This is a genomic window from Collimonas sp. GW821-FHT02H07, assembly GCF_059421505.1.
In genome coordinates, this window is record NZ_JBWKVC010000002.1 from 246330 (window position 1) to 272386 (window position 26057).

The 26057-nt window shown below is 60.0% G+C and carries 26 protein-coding genes; 8 read left to right on the forward strand and 18 right to left on the reverse strand.

Going from position 1 to position 26057, the window contains the following annotated elements; translation table 11 throughout:
- Positions 1 to 55 precede the first annotated feature (55 nt).
- Positions 56 to 337 (forward strand): helix-turn-helix domain-containing protein, encoded by a 282-nt coding sequence (locus AC07V8_RS04295; RefSeq protein ID WP_494677430.1) that lies wholly within the window; start codon positions 56 to 58, stop codon positions 335 to 337.
- A 13-nt stretch (positions 338 to 350) separates the two neighbouring features.
- On the opposite strand, the gene AC07V8_RS04300 is transcribed toward AC07V8_RS04295, so the two are convergent.
- Positions 351 to 1100 (reverse strand): hypothetical protein, encoded by a 750-nt coding sequence (locus AC07V8_RS04300; RefSeq protein ID WP_494677431.1) that lies wholly within the window; start codon positions 1098 to 1100, stop codon positions 351 to 353.
- Between the two features lie 203 nt (positions 1101 to 1303).
- Between AC07V8_RS04300 and prfB the strand changes: the two genes are divergently transcribed.
- Together prfB and lysS are read left to right on the forward strand one after the other, a co-directional pair.
- Positions 1304 to 2408 (forward strand): peptide chain release factor 2 gene (gene prfB / locus AC07V8_RS04305; RefSeq protein ID WP_211444262.1). Its coding sequence is split into 2 segments (ribosomal slippage): positions 1304 to 1384 and positions 1386 to 2408, totalling 1104 coding nucleotides; the frame shifts between segments, so codons are not numbered across the junction.
- Positions 2409 to 2510: 102 nt separating this feature from the next.
- Positions 2511 to 4037: a lysine--tRNA ligase gene (lysS, locus tag AC07V8_RS04310; protein WP_494677432.1), complete on the forward strand. Its 1527-nt coding sequence runs from the start codon at positions 2511 to 2513 to the stop codon at positions 4035 to 4037.
- Between the two features lie 164 nt (positions 4038 to 4201).
- Here lysS and AC07V8_RS04315 read toward each other — a convergent pair whose 3' ends face one another.
- The 6 genes from AC07V8_RS04315 to AC07V8_RS04340 form a co-directional block, all read right to left on the reverse strand.
- Positions 4202 to 5827, reverse strand: coding sequence for a GMC family oxidoreductase (locus tag AC07V8_RS04315; protein WP_494677433.1), 1626 nt, complete (start codon positions 5825 to 5827; stop codon positions 4202 to 4204).
- Positions 5827 to 7071, reverse strand: a complete 1245-nt coding sequence (locus AC07V8_RS04320) for a mandelate racemase/muconate lactonizing enzyme family protein (protein WP_494677434.1) — start codon at positions 7069 to 7071, stop codon at positions 5827 to 5829. Before AC07V8_RS04320 ends, AC07V8_RS04315 begins: the two co-directional genes overlap by 1 nt.
- The gene (locus AC07V8_RS04325; protein ID WP_494677435.1) at positions 7068 to 8363 is read right to left on the reverse strand and encodes an MFS transporter; all 1296 of its coding nucleotides are present in this window, start codon (positions 8361 to 8363) and stop codon (positions 7068 to 7070) included. The genes AC07V8_RS04320 and AC07V8_RS04325 overlap by 4 nt, the downstream gene beginning before the upstream one ends.
- Positions 8364 to 8415: 52 nt before the next feature.
- Positions 8416 to 9840 carry an aldehyde dehydrogenase gene (gene aldA / locus AC07V8_RS04330; RefSeq protein WP_494677436.1) on the reverse strand — a complete coding sequence of 475 codons (1425 nt, stop codon included), beginning with the start codon at positions 9838 to 9840 and terminating at the stop codon, positions 8416 to 8418.
- A 95-nt stretch (positions 9841 to 9935) separates the two neighbouring features.
- A complete protein-coding gene (fae, locus tag AC07V8_RS04335) occupies positions 9936 to 10439 on the reverse strand; it encodes a formaldehyde-activating enzyme (RefSeq protein WP_494677437.1) in 504 nt (167 codons plus the stop codon).
- A 46-nt stretch (positions 10440 to 10485) separates the two neighbouring features.
- Positions 10486 to 11481 carry an aldo/keto reductase gene (locus AC07V8_RS04340; RefSeq protein WP_494677438.1) on the reverse strand — a complete coding sequence of 332 codons (996 nt, stop codon included), beginning with the start codon at positions 11479 to 11481 and terminating at the stop codon, positions 10486 to 10488.
- Positions 11482 to 11774: 293 nt separating this feature from the next.
- Here AC07V8_RS04340 and AC07V8_RS04345 point away from each other — a divergent pair, with 293 nt between their 5' ends.
- Positions 11775 to 13226: an NAD-dependent succinate-semialdehyde dehydrogenase gene (locus tag AC07V8_RS04345; RefSeq protein WP_494677439.1), complete on the forward strand. Its 1452-nt coding sequence runs from the start codon at positions 11775 to 11777 to the stop codon at positions 13224 to 13226.
- A gap of 137 nt (positions 13227 to 13363) precedes the next feature.
- A complete protein-coding gene (locus AC07V8_RS04350; protein WP_494677440.1) occupies positions 13364 to 14749 on the forward strand; it encodes an MFS transporter in 1386 nt (461 codons plus the stop codon).
- A 40-nt stretch (positions 14750 to 14789) separates the two neighbouring features.
- On the opposite strand, the gene AC07V8_RS04355 is transcribed toward AC07V8_RS04350, so the two are convergent.
- Positions 14790 to 15743: a LysR substrate-binding domain-containing protein gene (locus tag AC07V8_RS04355; protein ID WP_494677441.1), complete on the reverse strand. Its 954-nt coding sequence runs from the start codon at positions 15741 to 15743 to the stop codon at positions 14790 to 14792.
- A 246-nt stretch (positions 15744 to 15989) separates the two neighbouring features.
- On the opposite strand from AC07V8_RS04355, the gene AC07V8_RS04360 reads away from it, so the two are divergent.
- Together AC07V8_RS04360 and AC07V8_RS04365 are read left to right on the forward strand one after the other, a co-directional pair.
- Entirely contained in the window at positions 15990 to 16472 is a 483-nt protein-coding gene (locus tag AC07V8_RS04360; RefSeq protein WP_494677442.1) for a porin, read from the forward strand.
- A gap of 221 nt (positions 16473 to 16693) precedes the next feature.
- A complete protein-coding gene (locus tag AC07V8_RS04365) occupies positions 16694 to 17395 on the forward strand; it encodes an outer membrane lipoprotein (protein ID WP_494677443.1) in 702 nt (233 codons plus the stop codon).
- A gap of 73 nt (positions 17396 to 17468) precedes the next feature.
- Here AC07V8_RS04365 and iscX read toward each other — a convergent pair whose 3' ends face one another.
- From iscX to iscR, 9 genes are all read right to left on the reverse strand, one after another.
- Entirely contained in the window at positions 17469 to 17663 is a 195-nt protein-coding gene (iscX, locus tag AC07V8_RS04370) for a Fe-S cluster assembly protein IscX (RefSeq protein WP_494677444.1), read from the reverse strand.
- A gap of 23 nt (positions 17664 to 17686) precedes the next feature.
- Positions 17687 to 18025, reverse strand: coding sequence for an ISC system 2Fe-2S type ferredoxin (gene fdx, locus AC07V8_RS04375; RefSeq protein ID WP_494677445.1), 339 nt, complete (start codon positions 18023 to 18025; stop codon positions 17687 to 17689).
- A 55-nt stretch (positions 18026 to 18080) separates the two neighbouring features.
- Positions 18081 to 19946, reverse strand: a complete 1866-nt coding sequence (hscA, locus tag AC07V8_RS04380; RefSeq protein WP_494677446.1) for a Fe-S protein assembly chaperone HscA — start codon at positions 19944 to 19946, stop codon at positions 18081 to 18083.
- A gap of 35 nt (positions 19947 to 19981) precedes the next feature.
- Positions 19982 to 20602, reverse strand: a complete 621-nt coding sequence (locus AC07V8_RS04385) for a LysE family translocator (RefSeq protein ID WP_494677447.1) — start codon at positions 20600 to 20602, stop codon at positions 19982 to 19984.
- A gap of 52 nt (positions 20603 to 20654) precedes the next feature.
- A complete protein-coding gene (hscB, locus tag AC07V8_RS04390) occupies positions 20655 to 21170 on the reverse strand; it encodes a Fe-S protein assembly co-chaperone HscB (protein WP_494677760.1) in 516 nt (171 codons plus the stop codon).
- 152 nt (positions 21171 to 21322) lie between these two features.
- On the reverse strand, positions 21323 to 21646 hold the full coding sequence (gene iscA / locus AC07V8_RS04395) for an iron-sulfur cluster assembly protein IscA (RefSeq protein WP_014007106.1): 324 nt from the start codon (positions 21644 to 21646) through the stop codon (positions 21323 to 21325).
- Positions 21647 to 21730: 84 nt separating this feature from the next.
- Positions 21731 to 22129, reverse strand: a complete 399-nt coding sequence (iscU, locus tag AC07V8_RS04400; RefSeq protein WP_211444242.1) for a Fe-S cluster assembly scaffold IscU — start codon at positions 22127 to 22129, stop codon at positions 21731 to 21733.
- Positions 22130 to 22189: 60 nt separating this feature from the next.
- Positions 22190 to 23443, reverse strand: a complete 1254-nt coding sequence (locus AC07V8_RS04405; protein ID WP_494677448.1) for an IscS subfamily cysteine desulfurase — start codon at positions 23441 to 23443, stop codon at positions 22190 to 22192.
- 17 nt (positions 23444 to 23460) lie between these two features.
- Complete coding sequence (gene iscR / locus AC07V8_RS04410; RefSeq protein WP_098495982.1) at positions 23461 to 23943, reverse strand: Fe-S cluster assembly transcriptional regulator IscR; 483 nt, start codon at positions 23941 to 23943, stop codon at positions 23461 to 23463.
- Positions 23944 to 24271: 328 nt separating this feature from the next.
- Here iscR and AC07V8_RS04415 point away from each other — a divergent pair, with 328 nt between their 5' ends.
- A complete protein-coding gene (locus tag AC07V8_RS04415) occupies positions 24272 to 25045 on the forward strand; it encodes a TetR/AcrR family transcriptional regulator (RefSeq protein WP_494677449.1) in 774 nt (257 codons plus the stop codon).
- 198 nt (positions 25046 to 25243) lie between these two features.
- Here the strand turns inward: AC07V8_RS04415 and AC07V8_RS04420 are convergent, their stop codons facing one another.
- Complete coding sequence (locus AC07V8_RS04420) at positions 25244 to 26035, reverse strand: uracil-DNA glycosylase family protein (protein ID WP_494677450.1); 792 nt, start codon at positions 26033 to 26035, stop codon at positions 25244 to 25246.
- Positions 26036 to 26057 lie beyond the last annotated feature (22 nt).

The window sequence follows — 26057 nt, forward strand, 5'->3', positions numbered from 1 at the left end:
ACATAATGCGGACAAAACCGGACATTACGATTGGAATGACTCAAGAGAGGTGAAAATGCGCAAATCCGACAGCTACCCCAGTGTGTGGGACCCGATTGCCAATGCGGCCGAACAAGCCGGCAACCTGCACGCACGTTCTGAACTGCTGGAAAAAATCAGCGAAATCGTGCAGCAAAGCGGATGGACGGAAAGCGACGCTGCCCACTATTGCCGCGTCAGCCAATCGCGCATGGACGATCTGCTGTGCGGCCGCGTAGCGCATTTTTCCCTGGATGCCCTGGTCAATATCGCGACGGCGCTCGGCCTGCGCGTGCATGTAGAACTGGCGCCAGCCTGAAGCGATCCGTGCCTTAGCGCACCGGCAGGAATTGCAAGAAGGTCCCGCCCACCAGGTTCTGCAGGTAGCTGATGCCGGCGCGGCGGTACTTCTCGGTGGTCATCTCGGCCAGCAGGTCGATACGGGCGATGATCTTGCCGAACTCCCTTTCAAAGCTGATGTTGTGCTCGCTCTCGCTCATGTCGTTGGATAACAGCAAGGGCTGGCCGGCCGTGTTCTTGCGGTTGCTGAGTATCCATGCGGCAATTTCCATATTGCGCGCGGCGTTGTACAGGTACTGGGCGTCGAAGCCGTCGATCAGGTAAAAGCTGGTCTTGCCGCCGTGGGCGACGATGACCATGTCGGCCGCGCCATAGATGAAGGCCGCCGCGCGGTCGCCGCTGAAATCCGGCGCCAGCGCCAGCGACAGGGCCTGGATGTCATGCTTGCCCTGCAACTCAGGCCATGGCTGGCGCACTTCGATCGCATCGCGCACCCGCTTGATGGCCAGTTCGCGGCTGCTTGCGGTCTTTTTCCATTCGGCCGGATTGCGCCGGTACAATTTATCCAGCAGGCGATACAGGCTGTCCAGGTTGTCGTGCATGCCCAGCGTGGCGATGCGGTTGACGTCGGACTGCGCCAGTTCCGCCCCGCTGGTGGAAGCGCCCTGCACTTCGCCATGCGGCGCCGGCGTCGGCGCCAGCATGCTGCAAGCGCCGAGCATCAAGCACAGCGGCAGCGCCAGCGATGATAAAACGGCATCACATCGTAGCTTAAGAAACATGGGCGGCAGGGCCAGGCTGAAGAGTTATCAATCGATATCCATTGTAAAGAGCTTGCCGCTTCGATAGCTGCCATCTTGCAATGGTTCACATTGCTTCCGATTTGAGACAAAACAGCCTCGAATCCGTGTCAATCGGGAAACACCCGCGCCATCCGGCATGCTGCTGGCGTATAATTTAGGGTTTGATTGCAAAAGAGCCCAAAATGGAAGCCGAACGCTTAAATTCCCTGCAAAACCTGCTTGCCGACCTGACCAGTCGCGAAGCCGAACTCCGGAGGTATCTTTGACTTCGATACGAAGTTAGAGAAACTCGACCAGGTCAATGGCGAACTGGAAGATCCGGAAGTCTGGAACGACCAGAAGCGCGCCCAGGACCTGGGTAAAGAAAAGAAATCGCTGGAAGCCATCGTGCTGACGCTGACCAAGATCGAAGCCGATCTGCGCGACACGACCGATCTGTTCCTGATGGCCCGCGAAGAGCAGGATGAAGAAACGGTAGAAGCGGTGGAAGCCGATACCGAGGAATTGCGCAAGCTGGTGGAAGGCATGGAATTCCGCCGCATGTTCAGCAATCCGATGGACCCGAACAACTGCTTCATCGATATCCAGGCCGGCGCCGGCGGCACCGAGGCGCAAGACTGGGCTTCGATGCTGCTGCGCCAGTATCTGCGCTATTGCGAACGCAAGGGCTTCAAGGTCGAGATCCTGGAACAGTCCGACGGTGAAGTCGCCGGCATCAAGACCGCGACCCTGAAAGTCGAAGGCGACTACGCCTATGGCTTCCTGCGCACCGAAACCGGCGTGCACCGCCTGGTGCGCAAGTCGCCTTTCGATTCCGCCAACGGCCGCCACACATCGTTTTCCAGCTTGTTCGTGTACCCGGAAGTGGATGATTCGATCGATATCGACGTCAATCCCGCCGATGTCCGCGTCGACACTTACCGCGCTTCCGGCGCCGGCGGTCAGCACATCAACAAGACCGATTCCGCTGTGCGCCTGACGCACATGCCGTCCGGGATTGTGGTGCAATGCCAGAACGACCGCAGCCAGCACCGCAACCGCGCCGAAGCGTGGGACATGCTGAAAGCCAAGCTGTACGAACTGGAACTGCGCAAGCGCATGAGCGAGCAGCAGAAACTGGAAGACTCCAAGACCGACGTCGGCTGGGGCCACCAGATCCGCTCCTACGTGCTGGACCAGTCGCGCATCAAGGATTTGCGCACCAACTTCGAGAGCGGCAACACCAAGGCCATCCTCGACGGCGACCTGGACGACTTCATCGCGGCCTCGCTCAAGCAAGGCGTGTGAGTTGCAAATTGAGTCGCACAAGGCGCCACGGGCAAGCCCCGTGGCGCTGCCTTCCCCGCCGCACCACAGACGTTTCACCGCATCATTTAAAAAGACACTGACATGACGACAGACAATCAGCAGCAACCTGTCCCGCAAGACGAAAACAAGATCATCGCGGAACGCCGCAACAAGCTCGGCGCCTTGCGCAGCCAGGGCGTGGCCTTCCCTAACGACTTCCGCCCGACGCACAAGGCGGACGCGGTGCAGGCGGAATATGCCGGCCAGGACGGCGAAGCGCTGGACGCCGCCGCCGTCAAGGTGGTGGTAGCCGGCCGCATGATGCTCAAGCGCGTGATGGGCAAGGCGTCCTTCGCGACCTTGCAGGACGCCTCCGGCAGCAAGGCCGACGGCCGCATCCAGCTGTTCATCACCAAGGAAAACATCGGTGAAGACAACTACGACAGCTTCAAGCACTACGACCTCGGCGACATCCTCGGCGCCGAAGGCACGCTGTTCAAGACCAAGACCGGCGAGCTGTCGATCAAGGTCACCACGCTGCGCCTGCTGACCAAATCGCTGCGTCCGCTGCCGGACAAGTTCCACGGCCTGGCCGATCAGGAAACCAAGTACCGTCAGCGCTATGTCGACCTGATCATGAACGAAGAAACGCGCCGCACCTTCAAGGCGCGCACTGCCGCCATGTCGTCGATCCGCCGCTTCATGGAAAAGAACGACTTCATGGAAGTCGAAACGCCGATGCTGCACGCCATCCCCGGCGGCGCCGCGGCCAAGCCGTTCATCACCCACCACAATGCGCTGGACATGCAGATGTTCATGCGCATCGCGCCTGAGCTGTACCTGAAGCGTCTGGTGGTCGGCGGCTTTGAGCGCGTGTTTGAAGTCAATCGCAACTTCCGTAACGAAGGCGTGTCGCCGCGCCACAATCCGGAATTCACGATGATGGAATTCTATGCCGCTTACGTTGACTATCAGTGGCTGATGACCTTCACCGAACAGGTGATCCGCCAGGCCGCGGTCGATGCCCACGGCACCGCCACCCTGACCTACCAGGGCCGCGAACTGGACCTGAGCAAGCCGTTCCAGCGCCTGACCATCGTCGGCGCCATCAACAAATACGCGCCGCAATACCAGGACGCGCAATTGCAGGATGCAGAATTCATCAAGGCCGAGCTGAAGAAATTCGGCGTCAAGCCGCATGCACACGCCGGTCTCGGCGCGCTGCAGCTGGCGCTGTTTGAAGAAACCGCCGAAGCGCAGCTGTGGGATCCGACTTACATCGTCGACTACCCGGTGGAAGTATCGCCGCTGGCGCGCGCTTCCGACACCGTGCCTGGCATCACCGAGCGCTTCGAACTGTTCATCACCGGCCGCGAAATCGCCAACGGCTTCTCCGAGCTGAACGACTCGGAAGACCAGGCCGCGCGCTTCCAGGCACAGGTCGCCGCCAAGGACGCCGGCGACGAAGAAGCCATGTACTACGACGCCGACTACATCCGCGCGCTGGAATACGGCATGCCGCCGACCGGCGGCTGCGGCATCGGCATCGACCGCCTGATGATGCTGATCACCGACTCGCCAAACATCCGCGACGTCATCCTGTTCCCGCACCTGCGCCGCGAGGACTGATATATACGGAGGTGCTGGTTTTTACAAAAACTAGCGCAGACGCAGTCAAATGGAGTCAGAATCTGACCCCATTTGACATCCCAAGCAATACGAGTCCAGGCAGTCGCCAAAAATAATTCGACTCCGACCCCAATTAAGGAAATATTAGGGTCAGAGTCGAATTTTCAGGCCGCACGCTGCCGATGATCACTGAGAACCTGTTCCGCCCCCTTCTCCGCCACCATCAGCACCGCCGCATTAATATTTCCCGAAGTGATGTTGGGAAAAATCGACGCGTCGATCACCCGCAGGCCTTTGACACCGTGCACTTTCAGCTTGTTTGAGACCACTGACTTTTGCTGGTCTGGACCCATCGCGCAAGAGCCGCACAGGTGATAGATCGAGCCGGCCTGCTCGCGGAAGAATTGCAGCATGCTGGCGTCGTCGCTGACCGCGGCAGCCGGGGATACTTCTTCCACGATGATCTTCTTGAAGGCTGGCGCCTGGATCAGCTTTCGTATCAGAGCACCGCCCTGGATCGCTTCGTCCTGGTCCTTTTGCGTGCCGAGGTAGTTCGGCATGATCCTGGCGGGCACGCTGGCATCCTTGCCGGCGATCTCGATGACACCTCGGCTGCTGGGACGGCAGGGATTGAAGAACAGCAGGAAGCCGGAATACGGATCCGGCTTCAGCTTTGCCAGAGGATTCTTGGGAATCTGGTAAGACAAGGGATTGAAATAGAGCTGCAGGTTGGGATGCTTTTCGTCCGCGCTGCCTTTGAAGAAGCCGCCGGCCTGGTTGACGCTCATCGCCAGCGGACCGCTGCGCTTGAGCAGATACTGGACGCCGGCCTTTGCTTGGCCCAGCAGCGATCCCAGCTCGTCGTTCAGCGTCTTCTTGTTGGCCTTGAAGTAGAACGACACGCACAGGTGATCCTGCAGGTTCTTGCCCACCCCTGGCAGGTGCTGCACCAGCGGGATGCCATGGGCAGCCAGCAGTTCGGCATCCGCCACGCCGGATAGCTGCAACAGCTTGGGCGAGTCGACCGCGCCGGCCGCCAGGATCACTTCCTTGTTGGCGTTGAACACGCGACGCACGCCGTTCTGCATGACCGCGACCCCTGCCGCGCGCTTGTCCGGATCGAACAGGATCTGTTCGGCCTGGGCGTTGCACTCCAGCGTCAGGTTGGGCCGCTTCAACGCCGGATGCAGATAGGCGTAGCTGCTGGAATCGCGCATGCCCTTGCGGATATTGGCTTCGTAGATGCCGGCGCCTTCGAAGCTGGCGCCGTTGAAATCGTCGTTCAGCGGATAGCCGAGCTCCTTGCAAGCCTGCAGGTAGTCCTGGCAAATCGGATGAGCGCCATTTTTCATCTGGGTGATGCCGATCCGGCCCTTGCTGCTGTGATAGTCGGTGTCGCCGAGCGGATGGGCTTCCAGTTTCTTGAAGTAGGGCAGCACATCGCGATAGGACCAGCCCGGGTTGCCGGCGGCTTCCCAGTCGTCGAAATCACTGGCCTGGCCGCGCACGTAGATCATAGCGTTGATATTGCCCGAGCCGCCCACCACCTTGCCGCGCGGCGCGTACAACTGGCGCCCGGCCATCTGCGTTTCCGGTTCGCTGTAGTACATCCAGTTGTAGTCAGGATTGTAGTAAGTGCGGGCGAAGCCGACCGGGATCTTCAGCCACCAGGAATTATCCCGGCCGCCAGCCTCCAGCAGCAGCACGCTGTGCTTGCCGCATTCGCTCAGGCGATTAGCCAGGATGCAGCCGGCTGAGCCGGCGCCGACGATGATGAAGTCGAAGGTCATCACTTGCTCTCTGTCCGCCAGCGGTTTTTCCAGCTGTCCGAAGACTGATGCTTAACGTCGAACGGCTTGGGATCCATGGAAATGTGCAGCTTGCTGCCGGTGTAGGGGGAATTAGCCGCCACCACATCCATGTTCAGCTCGACCCCGAGACCGGGTTCGGTCGACGGAATGATGAAACCGTCTTCCCAAATAATCGGCTTTTTCAGGATTTCGGAATGGAAGCCGTCCCAGGTGCGGATGCTTTCCTGGATCAGGAAATTCGGCGTGGCGGTCGCCAGCTGGATGCTGGCGGCGGCGCCGATCGGACCGTTGTACAGGTGCGGCGCGATCTGTGCGTAATGCACTTCGGCCAGAGCAGCGATCTTCTTGGCTTCCAGGATACCGCCGACGCGGCCCAGGTTCATCTGCAGGATGGAAGCGCCGCCGCGACTGAGCAGCTCGAAAAACTCGTACTTGGTGGTCAGCCGTTCGCCGGTGGCGATCGGGATGCTGGTCTTGCCGGCCACCGTCGCCATCGCCTCCGACTGCCCCGGCGGCACCGGCTCTTCAAACCAGAGTGGATCGTATTTTTCCAGGCGCTTGGCCAGGCGCACCGCCGAGGCAGTCGTCATCTGGCCATGGGTGCCGAACAGCAGGTCGCATTTGCTGCCGACGGCGGCGCGGATCTTGCGGCAGAATTCTTCCGCCTTGTCCATGACTTCCAGCGACAGGTGATGGCCTGAATAGGCCGTGTAAGGACCTGCCGGATCGAACTTGACGGCGGTGAAGCCCTGCTCCATCATCTCGGCCGCGCATTGTGCCGTCAGGTCGACGTCGTCGTAGTCGTACTCGCCCTGGCTGTTCTTCGGATACAGGTAAGTGTAGGAGCGTAGGCGCTCGTTCACTTTACCCCCGATCAGCTCATAGACCGGCTTGTTGGCGGCCTTGCCGATGATGTCCCAGCAAGCCATCTCGAGGCCGCTGACGATGCCCATCATGGTCAGGTCGGGACGCTGGGTAAAGCCGCTGGAGTAGGCAGAACGGAAAAAACGTTCGATGTGGTGCGGATCATGCTCCAGCAGATGGCGTTCGAAGACGTCGGCGATGGCCGGCACCATGACCTTGGGATGAAAAGTCGACGCGTATATTTCGCCGACGCCTTCGATGCCGCAGTCGGTCTTCAGCGTCACGAAGATCCAGTACATGCCGCCGAAATACGGCGGCGGCACGGCGACGATATGAGATTGCATTGATACGATTTTCATGGCTTCGCCTTTTCCTTCCGGGTAGATTTTTTAAAATAAAGCACGCTGGCGGCAGCCATCCCGCCGCACAACGCGATATAGCCGTAATACACTTTGAAACCGGCCAGGCCGGGGAAAGCGGCCAATGCCATGGTGTTGATCTTCGGCAGGAACACATCCGGCAGGTAGCCGATCATGGAGACCACGCCGATCGCCAGGCCGGTCACCGCCGCCGGCACCTGGCATTTGTCCAGCAGCGCCCAGTACAGCCCGCGCACGGTGTAGCTCATGGTGCCGATCAGCATCACGAACCCGAGCAGCACGTAGGTATTGGCATCCTGCGGCAGGAGGATCAGGCCGATTAGGCCGGCGGTCGCCAGCAGCATGGCGCCGGCCAGTACGCTTTCATTGGAAAAGCGGTTGCCAAGGAAACCGCCGCCGATGCCGCCGATCGGCCGCATCCACAGCTTGACCACGGTGATGGCGCCGGCCGCCACCGCATCCATGCCATGCCCCTGGCGCAGGAAGGAAGAAAAAGAATAAGTCGCCCAGAAGAGCTGGTAGCCGGTGAAGATGATGAAAGCCATCAGCCACAGCTGGGGAATGCCGAGCAGAATGCGCAAGCCGGCGATCAGGCCTACTTTTTCCTGTTTGGCGGCGCCGGCCTGTTCGGTATCGTCGCGCTTGTCGAGGAAGATAAAAATCAGCGCAGAAATCAGCAGGCAGCCGATCGCATACAGGTAGACGATGGGTTGCATGGTCTGCTGGCTGGAGGCTACGTTATGCGTCATGTAGGCGAAGATGCTGAGCGCCGCGGTCGCCAGCAGAGCCTCGATCAGGCCGCGGCCGCCGTCCAGTATTCCAAAAAACCGCCCCTGCTCTTCGCGCTTGGCCAGCAGCTTGACGCTTTTAATCAGCGCTGCCCAGAAGGTCAGCCCCGCGCCTATGCCCCAGCCGATAAAGATCAGCGGCAGAAACTGCTTGTCGGGAAAACTGGCGAACCATAATCCGAGTCCTCCCACCAGCGCCAGCGAAAACGGGATCAGGACGCGCGCCGAGAGCTTGTCGGCCAGCCAGCCGCTGGGACCGTAGGAAAACACATAGATCAGCCCCAGCAAGGCGTAGCTGTTTTCCAGTTCACCCTTGCTGATGCCAAAGGCATCGAGAATCGTCAACTCATAGTTCTGCCGCAGATACAGCATGGGGTAAATAGTGCCGGCGGCCAGCAGCAGCAAGGCGAACTGGAAATAGCGCTTCAGGTCTTGCTTGCGCTGTAATACCGGAGTACTTGCAATTGCAATGTTATCTATCATGTCTCTATCCTGTGAACCTGCCGCGCCTTCTGCGTACGCTCAGCTGGAAAATTTAGTACTTCATGACTACCAGGCGGGTCTGGGTGAATTCCAGCATGCCGTGCTTGCCGTCATCGCCGCCGAGGCCGGAACGCTTCCAGCCGGCGTGATAGCCTTGGTAGGGATCGGCCGGGGTCCGGTTGACGTAGAGTTCGCCGGCTTCGATGTTGTTAGCGACCTGCATTACGGTACGGTAATCGGCGGTGTAGATGATGGAAGACAGGCCGAACTGATGGTCATTAGCCAGCTCCAGCGCCTGCTCGACGCTGTCGTACTCGACCACGCACAGCACAGGGCCAAATACTTCCTCCTGCACGATCTCCATCTCCTGGCGGCAATTGCTGAGCAAGGTTGGCGGATAGAAAAAACCCTTGCCAGATGGGATCACGCCGCCGGCTTCCAGCGTCGCGCCGTCAGCGATGGCCTGCTCCACCATGCGGTGAGTATTGCTGCGCGCCGTCGCGCTGATCAAGGGTCCCATGTGCGAAGGATGATCGGCGCGGTTACCGTATTGCCGGTTGCTGAATTTTTCTCGCAATAATGCAATCAGCCTGGCTGCCACCTTGCGATTCACATACACGCGCTCCACCGCCGTGCAGAGCTGTCCGCAATTGGTGGTCTTGGATGCAGTGATTTCATTCGCCGCCAGTTCCAGGTCGGCATCGGCTTCGACGATCACAGGTGTTTTCCCACCCAGTTCCAGCGACGACTTGGCGATATTCACCTTGGAATATTCCAGCACCTGGCGGCCGGCGCCAACGCTGCCGGTCAGCGTGATCATGCCGACCTTGGGATGGGTGCAGACGCTGGCGGCCACTTCGTGCTGCATGCTGAGGATATTGACTACGCCCGGCGGCAAGCCGGCATCCAGCACCGCTTGTGCAATTTCGAAAGCAGAGCAAGGCGTGTTGTTGCTGGGACGGACCACTACGGTATTGCCGGCAATGAGGGCCGGCGCGATCTTGCGCAGCAACGTATAGACTGGATAGTTGAACGGGATCAGGCAGGCCACCACGCCGACCGGTTCGCGCATCAGCAGCAGGTTTTCCGAAGGCGAATCGCTGGGAATGATCTCCCCTTCGATGCGGCGCGCCCACTCGGCGTGATAGCGGGTGATCTCGGCAGCGTAGATGGCTTCATTGCTGGCATCCTCCAGGCTCTTGCCGGATTCCGCGGCCAGCGCCTTGCCGATCGCGCCGGCACGCGCCACCAGAGCGTCGGCCAGCTTGCGCAGATGCCTGGCGCGTTCTACGGCAGGCAGTTTTCGCCACGTTTTCTGCGCAGCGGCGGCAGCATCGACCGCCGCCCGCGCCTGTTCCTGCGTGGCGGCAGAAACCTGGCCCGCCAACTGTCCGGTGGCGGGATCGCACACGACGATGACTTCATCGTTGACTGCGTCCACAAACCGATTGCCAATGAAATTCTTATAGATGCGCATGACAAACTCTCTGAAAATGAAGGGACCAGCCCAAGATAGCGGCTTCTCGGCCTGGTCCGCAGAACGGCGCGGGCATGCGCCGGCGCCGTGGTACGCTATTTTTTCGGCGTATAGAACGGATTGGAAATGCTGCCCAACGCGTCCGTCAGCTCCGCACGACTAGGCCAGCCTTTGGCCAGCGCCCGCTGTGCCGCCAGGTAGGTCGCTTCGCAGTTGTTGGCATACACCTGGTCGGCGTCGTCGGCCAGCGGATTGACCCACACCGCCGCCACGGCGATCCACTCGTCTTCCGCTTCGGGCGGCAGCACGCCGTCCAGCAAGGCCTTGGTGACGCCGTAAGCGACGCCGGCCTGGGCCGGGCCCCAGGTCATGTTTTCATGGTTGGGCGTGGTCAGCACCGCCTTGCCGATGAACACGGTGGTCGGCTTGACCGGCAGGTTGGGCTTGAGCACCGTCTGGAACGGGATATGCCCTGGCCCTGGGCTGCTGGCGGCAGTCACCGTAGCGGTTCCCATCGGACCATCTTTCGGTCCGAGAAACAAATTGATATGCGCCGCATTCGGACCGCTGCCGCAAAAGCCTTCGCCAATCTTGATCATGTGAATTCCTTGTCTCGTTATGCTGGTGTTGTTGGTATTTGAAAAATCAGGATTTAAAACTACGTGGACGACGCACTTCGTTGTAATCGTTGATCATGTCGCGCGGCCGGTAGGCTTGCTCCAGGTACTGGCATTCCTCGGCGCTGAGGACGATCTCGCCGGCTGCCACCGCCAGGCGCAGCTGCTCCGGACTGTCAGCGCCGATGATGGGCACGGTCGAGTTGCTGTTCTGCGCCACCCAGGCCATGGCGATCTGCCCAGGCTGCACACCCCTGTCGGCGGCGATCTTGACCACGCGGTTGGCGATTTCGACATCGATCTCGTCGCCGAAAAATTGCGACAGGAAGGGATCGTGCTCGGTGCGTGCGCTCTTTTGCACGCCGGTCAGGTAGCCGCGCGCCAGCGGGCTGAAAGTCGATACCGCGATGCCCTTGTCCTGGCAGTACGGCATCATCTCGCGCTCTTCTTCCCGGTACAGCAGGCTGTACTGGCATTGCATGTTGACGAATTCGGTCCAGTTGTTTTGCCGCGCAATCGCATTCATCTCGGCGAATTGCCAGGCATACATGGTGCAGGCGCCGATATAGCGCGCCTTGCCGGACTTGACGATGTCATGCAAGGCTTCCATGGTCTCGGCCAGCGGCGTGTGCGGATCGAAGGCATGCAGCAGGTAGAGGTCGATATAGTCAGTGCCGATGCGGCGCAGCGAGCGGTCGATCGACGCCATCAGATGCTTGCGCGACGAACCCTGGTCGTTGGCGTCGTCGCTCATCGCGTAGAACGCCTTGGTCGCCAGCACCAGGCTGTCGCGCTGCTTCAGCTTCAGCAGCGTGCGGCCGACCACTTCTTCATTGGCGCCGTTCGAATACCAGTCGGCCATGTCGAAAAAATTGATGCCGAGATCGAGCGCGCTCTTCAGGATCGGCGCGGTCCTGTCTTCATCCAGCACCCAGCCCTTCCACTTCGATGATCCCATCGACATGGTGCCGAGACAGAAACGCGAGACTTTGAGGCCGGTACGGCCGAAGCGGACAGTTTGCATGAGAGGTGTTTTGAAATGGGTGGATGAGCAGCCATCGTAGGAGCAGGCAGCGGCTGCCGACAAACATCAAATACAGATTACGCCATCTAAAAAACGCATAACGCTCGGCAAGGCAAAAACAGAAAAGACCTACATGCACAACCGCTTTCCGCCGCAAACGCGCCCGCCGTATCTGGCACGAGCTGCCACGCATCACAAATTTCGATAGCGCCATCTAATTATTCTGCTGGGCGGGATTGGCTATAGCGCCGAATATATGCGCAGACCAAACGCTTACCAGGAACTTCATATTTATGGAACTGCAAAATCCCCAGCTTCTCCGTCAGCAGGCTCTGATCGGCAACGAATGGCAAGACGCCGACAGTCAGGCCCGATTCGATGTGACCAATCCCGCCAGCGGTGTTGTGATCGCCAGCGTGCCGGATATGGGCGCAGCCGAAACCCAGCGCGCAATCGCCGCCGCCGACGCCGCCTGGCCGGCCTGGCGCCAGCGCACTGCCAAGGAACGCAGCAACGTCCTGCGCAAATGGTACGAACTGGTGATGGCCAACCAAGAAGACCTGGCCCAGCTGATGACGGCGGAACAAGGCAAGCCGCTGGCGGAAGCGCGCGGCGAGGTCGTCTACGCTGCGTCGTTCATCGAATGGTTTGCCGAAGAAGCGCGGCGCAGCTACGGCGACGTGGTGCCGTCGCCGGCCAATGACCGCCGCATCGTGGTGATCAAGCAGGCGGTCGGCGTGACTGCGGCGATCACGCCTTGGAATTTCCCGCTGGCGATGATCACCCGCAAGGCGGCGCCAGCCCTGGCGGCAGGCTGCACCATGATCCTCAAGCCGGCAGAACAAACACCATTATCGGCCTTGGCGCTAGCCTACCTGGCGCAACAGGCGGGCGTGCCTAGCGGCGTCCTGAGCGTGATCACCGGCGACGCCGTGCAGATCGGCGGCGTGCTCACTGCCAGCGACGTCGTGCGCAAGCTGTCGTTCACCGGTTCGACCGCGGTCGGCCGCCTGCTGGCGCGGCAATCTGCCGACACCTTGAAGAAGCTGTCGCTGGAGCTCGGCGGCAACGCCCCGTTCGTGGTGTTCGACGACGCCGACCTGGATGCCGCCGCCGATGGCGCAATGGCCTCGAAATTCCGCAATACCGGCCAGACTTGCGTGTGCGCCAACCGCATCCTGGTGCAAGCCGGGGTCTACGACGCCTTTGCCGCCAAGCTCACTGAGCGGGTGAAGGCGCTGAAAGTGGCCGCCGGCACAGTCAATGGCGCCACCCAAGGCCCGCTGATCGACAGCGACGCCCTGCACAAAGTCGAAGAGCATGTAGCCGACGCGCTGGCCAAAGGCGCCCGCCTGGCCACCGGCGGCGCCCGCCACGCCCTCGGCGGCACCTTTTACCAGCCCACCGTGCTGCTGGACGCAACACCGGAAATGCAGCTGGCGCAGGAAGAAACCTTCGGCCCGGTGGCCGGCCTGTTCCGCTTCGACAGCGAGGCAGAAGCGATCCAGCTGGCCAACGCCACCGAGTTCGGCCTGTCTGCCTACTTCTACAGCCGCGACATGGCGCGCGTATGGCGCGTGGCCGAAGCGCTGGAAGTCGGCATGGTCGGCATCAACACCGGCGTCATCTCGCATGCGGAAGCGCCGTTCGGCGGCGTCAAGCAATCCGGGCTGGGCCGCGAAGGCGGCAAGTACGGTATCGACGAATACCTGGAATTGAAATACCTGTGCATGGGAGGCTTGTAGAGTAGTGACAACCTCTCGCCGGCGGTAAAGCGCGCGCAGCGCTTTACCGCGGTTTGATTCAGTGCCAGACCCAGCGACGCCAGGATCCGACAACAATAAAAATCCATGGATTCCTCGTATTCATACTAGGAGACAATATGACGTACAGCAACGCAGCAGCAATCATCGATTCCCCCCCGTCCACCAAGCAAGTTCCCCCTCCTCTCTCCGATCACGAAAAAATTGCTTTAGACGATGTCCCGGTCAATCGCTTTCACATAAAAATTGCAGGACTCACTTTTGGCGCGCATTTAACCGAAGGCTATGCCATCGGCACCATCGGTTATGCGCTCACCTCCCTGTCGCAGCAGATTCAGCTGTCTCCCAGCGAAATGGGAATGATCGGCGGTTCGACCCTGGTCGGCATTTTCTTCGGCAGCTTGTTGTTTGGCCGGCTTTCCGACATCGTCGGCAGGAAAAAGATTTTTCTCTACAGCTTCATCATCATTACGCTGGCTGCATTCGGGCAGTTCTTTGCAGAAACGGCGATACAGCTGACCGTGATGCGCTTCCTGATCGGCGTTGGCATGGGCGGCGACTTTAGCGTCGGTCATACCATCCTGGCGGAATTTTCGCCGCGCAAGCATCGCGGCACTTTGCTTGGGTCGTTCAGCGTCATCTGGACTGTCGGCTACGTGATTGCCAACGTGATCGGCCTATCCTATGGCGACTCGGCGCCCGACGCCTGGCGCTGGCTGCTGGCTTCCGCCGGCATTCCCGCATTGATCATCCTGCTGTTGCGCATCGGCACCCCTGAATCGCCACGCTGGCTGCTGAGCAAGGGGCGGAAAGCGGAAGCGGAAGCCATCGTGCGGAAATTCTTCGGCCCCAATGTGCGCCTGGACGGCAAGGTCGAAACACACGAACATCACGGCTATCGCCGCCTGTTTCAAGCCGACCTGATTCGCCGCACGCTGTTTAACTGCCTGTTTTTCACTTGCCTGGTGATCCCTTATTTCGCCATTTACACGTTCCTGCCCCTGATCTTGAAGGTAATAGGATTGAATGAGGGATTTGGCGCTGATTTCATGCTCAATGCCATGCTCGTTATCGGCGCCGTCATCGGCATCTGGCTCACCATCAAGTTGCCGCGCCGGATATTCTTGATTGCTTCGTTTGCAGTCACTGCGCTGGCCCTGGCCTTGCTCGCGCTCATGCCTCATAGCGCTTCCATCGCCATGATTTTGCTGTTCGCCATTTTCACGCTGACCTTGTCCGCGGTCAGTAATCTGGTCGGCGTTTTTCCGGCCGAATGCTTCCCAACGGAAGTGCGCGCCTGCGGGGTCGGCCTGGCCGTGGCAGCGAGCCGCCTCGGTTCCGCAGCCGGCACGTATTTCCTGCCAATCAGCATGGCGGCCATGGGATTCAGTTCAACGATCTTCATGCTTTCCGGGATATTACTTGCCGGCATGCTGGTGTCGATTGCCTGGGCGCCGGAAACCAAGCAACTGACCCTGAATCAAGCCTGCGGCAATCAGGCCTGATGATATGAGCAAGCGCAGTCCTGCCGGGCTGCGCTTCGTTTCATGCGCTCATTGGGGCAGGGCTGTGCATCAGGTGCCGCAATTCCAGTGAAGAATTGGCGAAGCGCTGGATCATCCAGGAGCGGAACGAAGCAATCGTTTCGTCCAGCAAGTCGTCGGAATGGGTCAGCAGGTAGTAGCCGTAGCCATCGTCGCCCCAGGCGTCGAAGGGCTGCACCAGCGCACCGCTGCGCAGCTCGTCCTGGAACAGCAGAGGATCGAGCAAGGCGATGCCGCTGCCGCTCATCGCATATTGCGCCGCCAGGTTGGCGGTCTCGAACACCAGGCCACGGTCCACCGAGACCTTGGATAGTTCGGCCTGCCGCACGAAACGATCCCACAGGCGATGGCGCGGCTGCCCTTCCAGGATCACGTGCACGATCTCGTTGCCGGCCACAAAATCCGCCAGGCTGGCGGCGTTGGCCGCTTGCAGCAGGCAGGGATGGCACAGCGGCGTCAGCCGTACATGCCAGAGCAGGTCGGCGATCAGGTCGTTGACTTCAGGCTTGGAATACACCACCGCGATATCGCTGTTGATATCGGGCATGCCGACCTTGTTGGGGATCACCAGGTCCAGCATCACGTCCGGAAAGATATTCCTGAATTCACGCAGGATCGGCACCGCCAGGTTATGTGCGAAGGTCGACGGCATCTGGATGTGCAGCACGCGGTGCGACTCGGCGCCGTCCTTGAGGATGTCTTTGAGCACATGCTCGATGCGGTCGAAGGACTTGTTCACCACCGGCAGCAGCGCCCGCCCCGCTTCGGTCAGTTCCAGGTGCTGATGCTTGCGTTCAAACAGCTTCACGCCCAGCAAGGCTTCCAGCGTCAGGATATGGCGGCTGACGGCGCTCTGCGAGACGAACAGGCTGTTCGCCGCGGCGGTCACGCTCAGGTGCTTGCCGGCCGCCTCGAAAGCGCGCAATGCATTTAATGGCAGGCAGCGACGGTCCATAGATATCTCCTGTGATTTAGTTATCTTGGCAGCGCGTTGTCAGTATTTCATGCACTGCTGTGCCTGACATTCTACTGGCAAATCCGTCCGAAGCTGCCTTCCCCGCACACGCTGTGGACGGCGTGCCACTGCCCTTCGGCTGTCTGCGCAAGCAGCTGTAGGACTTATCTGAATATGCGATAGGTCCATCCAATAATTGCGTTGGGAAGCATCGGCGTCATCACAGAAGATAAGCTGGCTCGCAACATGCGCGCTCAAAAAATCTATAACGACACGGAGACCTGGAATGATAAATCTGAATCATGGCGGCGGCCGGCAATTGCGGACCAAGACGTTCAAGTTGAGACTTGCCCTGCTCGCGGCTGCGGCATCGCCTGCGCAGGCGCAAACCAGCGTGACCATGTACGGCAACCTGGATGTATCGATGGGCAAGGAAAGCGGCGGCGCCGTCATCATGGGTTCTTATGCCCACACCAAGCTGGTCGGCGTCAACGCCGCGGCGGCAGGCAGGAGCAGCGAACGACGATGGTGCTGGCGGCGACCTATGCCGTCGGCACAGACACCATCAAGGCCGGCTACGGGCGCAATCAGGACAGCGGCAATCACAAGGTCAGCCTGGGCTACAGTCATCCATTGTCCAAGCGCACCATCCTGTACAGCGACCTGTACCGGGAAAAAATCAAAGCCAACATCACCGGCTATGCGGTCGGCATGAGCCATACCTTCTAGCGGATTGTGACAGCGCGGGCCGGCACAGCCTGGTCCGTGGCTAAAACGCAGCATATGCCGGTCCTCATTCCGGTAAATCCATTTCCCTCCAGTAAAATGCTTCCTTAAGGCGTAAAATCGTTACATAAGGATACATCTGACACATTATCAACCTAGTGTTCAACCTGTGAAGCTTTGATAATGACATTACTCAACAAACAAAAGATTTTCTGGAGGTAATAATGGACAACCCAAAACCAAGCAACCGCATCCACCCTCTGGTCGCCACGGCGGCCGTGGCAGTAACGCTGGCCAGCCTGGTTGGCGTGGCCGCCATGACCGGCTTGTTCCCTAGCTCGCAGTCGACGCCGGCCTCTGTCGCCGCGCTGGCGCCAGGCTCTGCCGACTACAACCAGCAGCAACAAGCGCAACAGCAGCCTCAGCAGCAGCCGCTGATGAACAACGGCATGCAGCAAGGCGGCCAGAACGGCAATTACGCGCAGCCGCCGATGCAGGCTCAACAAGCACAACAGCAGCCGCAACAGCAGCCCGTGCAGCGTCCCGAATATGCACAGGCGCCGCGCCAGTCCGCGCCGTCACAGCCAGCAATCTGCCATAGCTGCGGCCAGGTTGAATCGATCCAGGCGATCCAGCACGCAGCCCCGCCTAGCGGCCTGGGCATTGCAGCCGGCGCGGTATTGGGCGGTGTGCTGGGCCATCAGGTCGGCCACGGCAACGGCAACACCCTGGCGACTGTCGCCGGTGCTGTCGGCGGCGGCTTTGCCGGCAACGAAGTGGAAAAACGCACCCGCACCAACACCACCTATCAAGTCGTGGTGCGCATGGAAGACGGCAAGGTCCGTACTTTCCCGCAATCCAGCCAGGGCTGGCGTGTCGGCGATCCGGTCCGGGTCGTCAACGGCCATCTGGAAGGCCGCGGCTAAAACCGCTGCGCCAAATAAAAAACCCGCTGTCGCTATTGATGTAGCGACAGCGGGTTTTTTATTGAGCGGGGATTTATCTGGCTTCTTCTATCCAGGCTGCTTGTATCGCTTCCAGGATTTTTTCGCCGCCGCGGTTGTGGTCGTCGTCGAAGCCATCCAGTTCCAGCACCCAGTTGTGCAGATCGGTAAAGCGGATTTTTTCCGGATCGACGTCCGGGAATTTGTCGTACAGGGCTTCTGCAATCTGCAGTGTGTCTATCCATTTCATGGCGCTGCTCCGCTTAGTGGTTCTTAGTGGTTTTCGCTGGCGTGGTTGATGGTGTACTTGGGAATCTCGACCACCAGGTCTTGCTCGCCGAGGATGGCCTGGCAGGACAGGCGCGAAGTCGCTTCCAGTCCCCACGCCATGTCCAGCAAGTCTTCTTCTTTGTCCTCCAATTCGCCGAGCGAGGCGAAGCCTTCGCGCACCACCACGTGGCAGGTGGTGCAGGCGCAGGATTTTTCGCAGGCGTGCTCGATCTCGATGTCATGGTCGAGCAAGGCATCGCAGACCGACTGTCCGCGCGGGGCTTCAATCACGACGCCCTCTGGGCAATAGGTAGGATGGGGCAATACGACGATTTGGGGCACTTGGTTTACCTCGGGAATAGGTTGGGTCTGCTATCTAAAATTATTCTGCAATTATTTACGACACCTGGTCCAGCGTCTTGCCGGTCAAGGCATCGTGCACGCTGCGGTCCATGCGGCGCGCGGCGAAATCTTCAGTGCCGTGCGCCAGCGCATCGACCGCCGTCTTGATGGCCACATGGTCGCTGCCTTGCGCTTGTTCGCGGACAGCCGCGATCAAGACTGCAATCGCGCCCTGCTCTGCCGCCGACAACAGCGCGGCATCGCTCTGCAAGGCCGATTCGGTGGCCAGCACGATACGTTCGGCTTCCACCTGTTCTTCTTTCAAGGCGCGCGCCTGCATGTCGACATCGGCCGAGGCAAACGATTCCTGTAGCATGCGGGCGATGTCGTCATCGGCCAGGCCGTAAGACGGCTTGACGCTGATCGATGCTTCCACGCCGGAGCGTAGTTCGCGCGCCGATACCGACAGCAAGCCATCGGCGTCGACCTGATAGGTCACCCGGATGCGGGCGGCGCCGGCCGCCATCGGCGGAATCCCGCGCAGCTCGAACTTGGCCAGCGAACGGCAATCGCTGACCAGCTCGCGCTCGCCTTGCAGGACCTGGATCGCCATTGCCGTCTGGCCGTCCTTGAAGGTGGTGAATTCCTGGGCGCGGGCGCAGGGAATGGTCGAGTTGCGCGGGATGACCTTCTCCACCAGGCCGCCCATGGTTTCTATGCCCAGCGACAAAGGAATCACATCCAGCAGCAGCCAGTCGTCGCCAGGAGCACGGTTGCCGGCCAGCAGATTGGCCTGGATCGCCGCGCCCAGTGCGACCACCTTGTCGGGATCGATATTGGCCAGCGGCGTAGTCTGGAAATAGTCGCCGACCGCCTTGCGGATGCTCGGCATGCGCGTGGCGCCGCCGACCAGCACCACGCCATCGACGTCATCGACGCTCAGCTCGGCATCGCGCAACGCCTTGCGGGTTGGCGTCAAAGTCTTGACCACCAGATGCTGAGTGATTTCGTCAAATGTTTCGGAGGTCAGCACCAGGTGCACCCGCTCGCCCGAATTCAGGACGGCGTCGATGCTCACCTCGGCCTTGGTCGACAGCAATTCCTTGGCTTCGCGCGCCTTGACCATCAATATCCGGGTGTCTTCATCGGACAAAGGCGCCAGCGCGGCTTCCTTGCTGATCCAGCAAATCAGCCTGTGGTCGAAATCGTCGCCGCCCAGCGCCGAATCGCCGCCGGTGGCCAGCACTTCAAACACGCCCTTGGTCAGCTTCAGGATAGAGATATCGAAAGTGCCGCCGCCGAGGTCGTAGACCACGTAGACGCCTTCCGAGGCGTTGTCCAGGCCGTAGGCGATCGCCGCCGCCGTCGGTTCGTTCAGCAGGCGCAGCACATTCAGGCCGGCCAGCTTGGCCGCGTCCTTGGTGGCCTGGCGCTGTGCATCGTCGAAATACGCCGGCACGGTGATCACGGCGCCGACCAGGTCGTCGCCCAGCGCGTCTTCCGCCTGCTGGCGCAGGGTCGCCAGGATTTCCGCGGAGATTTCCACCGGGCTCTTGACGCCGGCCACTGTCTTGAGTTGCACCATGCCTGGCACATCGAGGAAATCGTAAGGCAGGTTTTCTGCGTAGGCGATGTCCTTCAGGCCGCGTCCCATGAAACGCTTGACCGACAGGATAGTGTTCTTGGGGTCGGTGGTCTGGGCTGCCTGCGCCTTGTAGCCGATGTGGGCATTGCCGTTCGGCAGATAGCGCACGATCGATGGCAGCAATGGCCGGCCGGCTTCATCGTTGAGCACTTCGGGAATGCTGTTGCGGACCGTCGCGACCAGCGAATTGGTGGTGCCCAAGTCTATCCCCACCGCCAGCCGATGCTGATGCGGTGCGGTGGACATGCCAGGTTCTGAGATTTGCAAAAGTGCCATAGGGTGTCTTGCTTTTCGTTGATTGCGTTGATTGTTTATTGCGGCAAAGCGATGCGTATGCCGAGTCCGATAAACGCACTGCCCGCCAAGCGGTTCATGATGGTGGCCGCCGACTTCTTGCGTTGGAAGAACGCGCCGACCATGCCGGAAAACAGCGCGACCACGCTAAAAATGGCCAGCGCCTGCAAGATGAATATTGCCGCCAGCAACAGCATCTGCGCCGGAATATGGCCGGCGCCTGCATTCACGAACTGCGGCAGGAAGGCGATGAAGAACAGCGTTACTTTCGGATTCAGGATGTTGGCGATCACGCTCTGCCAATAGATGCGCGACAGCTTCATCGGCGGCGCCGCAGCGCTGCCGTTCAGCTGGATGGCCGAGTGCGAACGCAGGGTGCGCACGCCGATGTAGATCAGGTAGCCGGCGCCGGCATAGCGCAGCAGCGAATACGCCAGCGGCGAAGCCTTGATCAGCGCGGCGAAACCCAGCACCGCCAGCATGGTATGGAAAACCAGGCCCGAACTGAAGCCCAGCGCCGACACCAGCCCGGCCTTGCGGCCCTGGGCGATGCCGCGCGTCAGCACATAGATATTGTCCGGCCCCGGCGCCAGGGTCAGCGTCATTGCAGCGATCAGGAACAACCAGATTTCGGGCATGCTATTACTCGGCGAAGGATGACATTGAAAATAAGCGGATTAAACGGATTAATCAGGATTCAAGGATAGCGAAGGCATTGCCGATTTCATTGCCGAACTTGTCCAGGAACATCAGCTGCCGCACCAGTTGCGCCGCCTTCTCGAAATCGCCGGCATCCAGCAGCTTGCCGATCTCCTGCAGATCGGCCCTGCGGGCGGCGCGCAATTCGCGGTCCAGCTGCTCCAGCGCTGCCACGTTCTTGGCGGCGCGCGCATCGTCCAGCGTTTCGCGCCACTCCATCTGCTGCATCAGGAAAGCCGCCGGCATGGCCGTGTTCGACTCCGCCTGCAGCGCGACGCCGTTCAGCTCGCACAGGTAGGCGGCGCGCTTGAACGGACTCTTCAGGACCTGGTAGGCTTCGTTGGCGCGTGTGGTCCATTGCATCGCCACGCGCTTTTCGGCTGCAGTGGCGTTGACGAAGCGGTCCGGATGCGTCTGGTTCTGCACCTCGTGGTAGGCCTGGTCCAGCGCCGTCATATCCAGCGTGAAATGTTGCGGCAGTTGGAACAGTTCGAAGTGATTTTGCATGGTTTCAAAGTAGCCTGGGCTGGCGTCGCCTGGCCCGAAGTGGCCGGCCATCTGCATGGATCCGGCTATAAAACAAAAGCCTGTCGTACATCAACAGGCTTGGTCATCCATCTAATCCAGCGTGATGCAACCCGGCGGCTAGTGCACCGGCGTCAGATGCGGAAACTCTCGCCGCAGCCGCACTCGTCCTTGACGTTCGGGTTGTAGAACTTGAAGCCTTCGTTCAAGCCTTCGCGGGCAAAGTCGAGCTCGGTACCGTCGATATACGGCAAGCTCTTGGGATCGACAAACACCTGGATCCCGTGCGATTCGAACACGGCGTCTTCATCCGTCTTCTCATCCACGTATTCCAGCTTGTAAGCCAGCCCCGAGCAGCCGGTGGTGCGCACGCCGAAACGCAGGCCGATGCCCTTGCCGCGCCGCTCGATATAGCGGTTGATATGCTTCGCCGCTTTTTCCGTAAGTGTGATTGCCATATACCGCCGATCTCTTTTCTGGTGTGCTCTCGTTCCGCCGGCTGCCCTGTTCAGGACAGCTGAGGGAACGATAACAGCTGGTAATTACGCCGCCTGCTTCTGCTCGCCGTGCTTTGCCTTGTAATCATCGACCGCGGCCTTGATCGCATCTTCCGCCAGGATCGAGCAGTGGATCTTGACCGGCGGCAGCGCCAGTTCTTCGGCGATCTGGGTGTTCTTGATCGACATGGCTTGATCCAAGGTCTTGCCCTTGACCCATTCGGTCACCAGCGACGACGATGCAATCGCCGAGCCGCAGCCGTAGGTCTTGAACTTGGCGTCCTGGATGATGCCGTCGGCGCCGACCTTGATCTGCAATTTCATGACGTCGCCGCAAGCAGGCGCACCGACCATGCCGGTGCCGACAGTTTCGTCGCCCTTTTCAAAGGCGCCGACATTGCGTGGATTCTCGTAGTGGTCCAAAACTTTTGCTGAGTAAGACATTTTGTTGCTCCTTGTTTGATGCCGCGGCGCTGAAGATTCAACCGGCCGCAGAAAAATAGCTTAGTGCGCCGCCCATTGGATCGTACTGATATCGATCCCGTCTTTATACATATCCCACAGCGGCGACAGCTCGCGCAGTTTCGCAACCTTGGTCTTGATCAGTTCAATCGTGAAATCGATGTCTTCTTCGGTCGTGAAACGGCCGATGGTGAAGCGGATCGAGCTGTGCGCCAGTTCGTCGCTGCGGCCCAGCGCACGCAATACGTACGACGGTTCCAGGCTGGCCGAGGTGCAGGCCGAGCCGGACGAGACCGCGATGTCCTTGATCGCCATGATCAGCGATTCGCCTTCAACATAGTTGAAGCTGACATTCAGGTTGTGCGGCACGCGGTGCGCCATGTCGCCGTTGACATACACTTCTTCGATCGCTTGCAGGCCAGCCGCCAGACGGTCGCGCAGCGCCTTGATGCGGACGATTTCTTCATCCATTTCTTCACGGGCGATTTCAAAAGCCGCGCCCATGCCGACGATCTGGTGCGTAGGCAAAGTGCCCGAACGCAAGCCGCGCTCGTGCCCGCCGCCGTGCATCTGCGCTTCCAGGCGCACGCGCGGTTTGCGGCGTACGTACAAGGCGCCGACGCCCTTCGGACCGTAAGTCTTGTGCGCAGTGAAAGTCATCAGGTCGACTTTCCATTTTTCCAGGTCGATCACGACCTTGCCGGTGGCTTGCGCCGCGTCGCAATGGAAAATAATGCCCTTCTGACGGCACAGTTCGCCGATTTCTTCTATCGGCTGGATCACGCCGATTTCATTGTTGACCAGCATGACCGAGATCAGGATGGTGTCCGGGCGGATCGCCGCTTCCAGCTGTTCCAGCGTGATCAGGCCGTTGTCCTGCGGTTGCAGGTAAGTCGCCTCGAAACCCTGGCGCTCCAGTTCGCGCACCACGTCCAGCACCGCCTTGTGTTCGGTCTTGACGGTGATGATGTGCTTGCCCTTGGTCTTGTAGAAATTGGCCGCGCCCTTGATCGCCAGGTTGTTGCCTTCGGTGGCGCCGGAAGTCCAGATGATCTCGCGCGAATCGGCGTTGACCAGCTTGGCGACTTGCTCGCGCGCGTCTTCGACGGCTTTTTCAGCAGACCAGCCATACATGTGGCTGCGCGAAGCCGGATTGCCGAACTGCTCGCGCAGGTAGGGAATCATCTTGTCGGCAACACGTGGATCGATCGGCGTGGTTGCCGAATAATCCATGTAAATCGGGAAGTGAGGCGCCTTCAATGTATCTATCAGGCTTTTTTCCAAGGGTGCGTTCATACTATTTTGAGCTCCAATCAAGCAACCAGGTGGGACCGGTGCATCACCACCACATTTTGTTCCAGGGTCTTCTTTTGCTGCGCGTGCTGCTGTTCTACCAAATCCTTGAGCGACACCGAATCCAGGTATTCGACCATCTTGGCGTTCAGGGTCGACCACAGATCGTGCGTCATGCAGCGGCTGCCGCCTTCGTGGTCCGGGCTGTGGCAATTTTCCTTGCCGCCGCACTGGGTCGCATCCAGCGGCTCGTCGACCGCGATGATGATATCGGCGACGGTGACGTCTTCTGCCTTGCGCGCCAGGTTGTATCCGCCGCCTGGCCCGCGTACGGATTCAACAATCTGGTGACGGCGCAACTTACCGAACAATTGTTCCAGATACGATAGGGAAATCTCTTGCCGCTCGCTGATGGCGGACAAGGTCACAGGACCCTTGCCCTGGCGCAATGCCAAATCGATCATCGCAGTTACCGCAAACCGGCCTTTTGTCGTCAGACGCATGTCATCTCCGCTCTTAAACCTATCTATCCGCGCCTCCCGTTCAGGAAAAGCGAAGTGTTACGACAGTATACCAAACTTGAGTGAATCCGTCAGGTATTGCCCGATTCCCGGAATCCCGCGCCAGCCTTGGCTTTCAAGGCGATTGCCATTTAATCAACCACAGAAATACGGGGTATGCCGAAAAGCCCTGATTTCAGGGAAAAATAAGGCATTTCTTATAGAGCGAGAGCAGGGAAAAACCGTTTCCTGCAAAAAATTTATGCAAGGAAGCGACGCTTAAACCTATAATGTCGACCCTCCCGCACAGTACTCTTTCGACACGCTTAGCATGGCCATCCGCAAATCCAAGACACCGCAATCACCGACCCAGAGAGCCGACCAGAAGCGCGTCGACATCCTGAAGTCCGCCGGCAAGTGTTTCCGCAAGAACGGCTTCCACCAGACCTCGATGCAGGAAATCTGCGCCGAAGTAGGCCTGGGACCAGGCGCGGTGTATCGCTATTTCACCAGCAAGGATGCCATCATCGCGGCCATGGCGGAGGACGAGCGGCGCCAGGCGCGCACCATGCTGTCGGAATTCCACGACACCGACGACCTGCCGCAAGCCTTGTCGGCCATCACCCGCGCTTTCGCCCAGCGTTACGCGGCGGTCAGCGACGCCGGCCTGATGACGGAAATCTATGCCGAAGGCTTGCGCAACAAACGGGTCGGCGCGGTGATCAAGAAGGCGGAGACGGAATGGGTGGACGGCCTGGCAGACATGCTGCGCACCGCCCAGGAACGCGGCCAGATCGATACGGCCCTGGATGCCCAGCAGGCAGCGCTGCTGCTGACCGCGATGTGGGACGGCATCGTGATCCGCCAGGCTTATACCCAGGAAGTGCCGGAAGGAATGCTGGCGCTGTTCGACGACATGCTCAAGCGCTGGCTGTCCACTGCCGCGGTGAGCAGCAAGCGGGCCAAGCCGGCGCCTGCCCCCGCGCCGAAAAAGGCGCCTGCCGCGCCGCAGTTCGATTTTGCGCCCGAGCCGGAACCCGAGCCAGATGCGGACAAGACACCGACCCAGGCTGAAACCGACCTGCGTCAGATGAGCCTGATTTGAAGACGTAGTTTGGCTTATCCCACACTACGAGTGTGTAGGGTGGGCACGCTTTTGTGCCCACGTGGATACCGACACAGCGTGGGCACAAAAGCATGCCCACCCTACCTCTTGCGCGATAGCGCCCCCTGTAAGTCTGAACAACCGATTTAATTTGATTTGATGACTTGGCCCGGATCATCCCAGGCCAGGAATGCTCGTCTACTGCGCGCGCTTCAATAACTGCATCGGCCCGAACAGGGCTTGCATGCCGGCGTTGCCGATAAAGCTGAGATTGTAGGGATGCTCGGCGACCGCCTTCGGGAAACGCGCAGTGACCGCATAGGCATTCAGCTGCTCGGCGATTTTCCCCCACAGCACCAGCGTCGGCAGAGCCGCGCCACGACCTTCCGCAGCATCCGCCAACCCCTGCAGCACCGCCTGCATGAAGGGCTGCCAGGCCTTGGCGTCCTTCACCGGCGGCACGTCGGAGCGGAACACCAGCGACGCATTCAGCAACAGGAATCCCTGCCCCACCATATTGTCCTGCAAATCCGCCAGCAGCTGGATCGCCGGCGAGCCGGGCAATTGCGCCTGCTGCGCCACGCCGGACATAGCGTCGCCGGTAGTGCTTTCGACGGCCAGCTGGCCGTCAGCCACCAGTAGCATCTTCATGAAATTGCGTAGCGAGGTGGCGCGATTGACCTGCTTGGACAAACCCTTCTCGGACCATAAGGAGCCAACCGCGCCATCCATGAAGCAGACGCCGGTAGCGCTGGCGGCGCGCGGATAGGGCCCCTCGCCTACCAGCACATAGCGGACCGCCGGCAGCGGCTGAGTGAAGGCGGCAAACATGCGGCCTTCCGTCGGAAGGTAATCGGCTGCGGCCAGATCCTGCAAGTACGTCGGATTGGCTTGCGCCACGGCGCGCAGGCCGGTTTCCAGGATGGCGAGCCAGGAAGGATGCACGGCGCGTAAAGCGTCACGGATTGAAGCAGGCAGAAAATCAGTCATAAATCTCAAAAACAGGATAGGT

What these genes read in the sequence shown, in the direction of transcription:
- AC07V8_RS04340 (WP_494677438.1), bottom strand. Translation starts at nt 11,481, where the DNA reads ATGCAAACTGTCCGCTTCGGCCGTACCGGCCTCAAAGTCTCGCGTTTC.
- hscB (WP_494677760.1), bottom strand. Translation starts at nt 21,170, where the DNA reads ATGCAAAATCACTTCGAACTGTTCCAACTGCCGCAACATTTCACGCTG.
- AC07V8_RS04385 (WP_494677447.1), bottom strand. Translation starts at nt 20,602, where the DNA reads ATGCCCGAAATCTGGTTGTTCCTGATCGCTGCAATGACGCTGACCCTG.
- AC07V8_RS04405 (WP_494677448.1), bottom strand. Translation starts at nt 23,443, where the DNA reads ATGAACGCACCCTTGGAAAAAAGCCTGATAGATACATTGAAGGCGCCT.
- AC07V8_RS04295 (WP_494677430.1), top strand. Translation starts at nt 56, where the DNA reads ATGCGCAAATCCGACAGCTACCCCAGTGTGTGGGACCCGATTGCCAAT.
- AC07V8_RS04415 (WP_494677449.1), top strand. Translation starts at nt 24,272, where the DNA reads ATGGCCATCCGCAAATCCAAGACACCGCAATCACCGACCCAGAGAGCC.
- AC07V8_RS04365 (WP_494677443.1), top strand. Translation starts at nt 16,694, where the DNA reads ATGGACAACCCAAAACCAAGCAACCGCATCCACCCTCTGGTCGCCACG.
- AC07V8_RS04355 (WP_494677441.1), bottom strand. Translation starts at nt 15,743, where the DNA reads ATGGACCGTCGCTGCCTGCCATTAAATGCATTGCGCGCTTTCGAGGCG.
- AC07V8_RS04300 (WP_494677431.1), bottom strand. Translation starts at nt 1,100, where the DNA reads ATGTTTCTTAAGCTACGATGTGATGCCGTTTTATCATCGCTGGCGCTG.
- AC07V8_RS04345 (WP_494677439.1), top strand. Translation starts at nt 11,775, where the DNA reads ATGGAACTGCAAAATCCCCAGCTTCTCCGTCAGCAGGCTCTGATCGGC.
- AC07V8_RS04360 (WP_494677442.1), top strand. Translation starts at nt 15,990, where the DNA reads ATGCGCGCTCAAAAAATCTATAACGACACGGAGACCTGGAATGATAAA.
- iscU (WP_211444242.1), bottom strand. Translation starts at nt 22,129, where the DNA reads ATGTCTTACTCAGCAAAAGTTTTGGACCACTACGAGAATCCACGCAAT.
- AC07V8_RS04350 (WP_494677440.1), top strand. Translation starts at nt 13,364, where the DNA reads ATGACGTACAGCAACGCAGCAGCAATCATCGATTCCCCCCCGTCCACC.
- fae (WP_494677437.1), bottom strand. Translation starts at nt 10,439, where the DNA reads ATGATCAAGATTGGCGAAGGCTTTTGCGGCAGCGGTCCGAATGCGGCG.
- lysS (WP_494677432.1), top strand. Translation starts at nt 2,511, where the DNA reads ATGACGACAGACAATCAGCAGCAACCTGTCCCGCAAGACGAAAACAAG.
- iscX (WP_494677444.1), bottom strand. Translation starts at nt 17,663, where the DNA reads ATGAAATGGATAGACACACTGCAGATTGCAGAAGCCCTGTACGACAAA.
- iscA (WP_014007106.1), bottom strand. Translation starts at nt 21,646, where the DNA reads ATGGCAATCACACTTACGGAAAAAGCGGCGAAGCATATCAACCGCTAT.
- AC07V8_RS04320 (WP_494677434.1), bottom strand. Translation starts at nt 7,071, where the DNA reads ATGAAAATCGTATCAATGCAATCTCATATCGTCGCCGTGCCGCCGCCG.
- AC07V8_RS04325 (WP_494677435.1), bottom strand. Translation starts at nt 8,363, where the DNA reads ATGATAGATAACATTGCAATTGCAAGTACTCCGGTATTACAGCGCAAG.
- AC07V8_RS04315 (WP_494677433.1), bottom strand. Translation starts at nt 5,827, where the DNA reads ATGACCTTCGACTTCATCATCGTCGGCGCCGGCTCAGCCGGCTGCATC.
- iscR (WP_098495982.1), bottom strand. Translation starts at nt 23,943, where the DNA reads ATGCGTCTGACGACAAAAGGCCGGTTTGCGGTAACTGCGATGATCGAT.
- aldA (WP_494677436.1), bottom strand. Translation starts at nt 9,840, where the DNA reads ATGCGCATCTATAAGAATTTCATTGGCAATCGGTTTGTGGACGCAGTC.
- AC07V8_RS04420 (WP_494677450.1), bottom strand. Translation starts at nt 26,035, where the DNA reads ATGACTGATTTTCTGCCTGCTTCAATCCGTGACGCTTTACGCGCCGTG.
- hscA (WP_494677446.1), bottom strand. Translation starts at nt 19,946, where the DNA reads ATGGCACTTTTGCAAATCTCAGAACCTGGCATGTCCACCGCACCGCAT.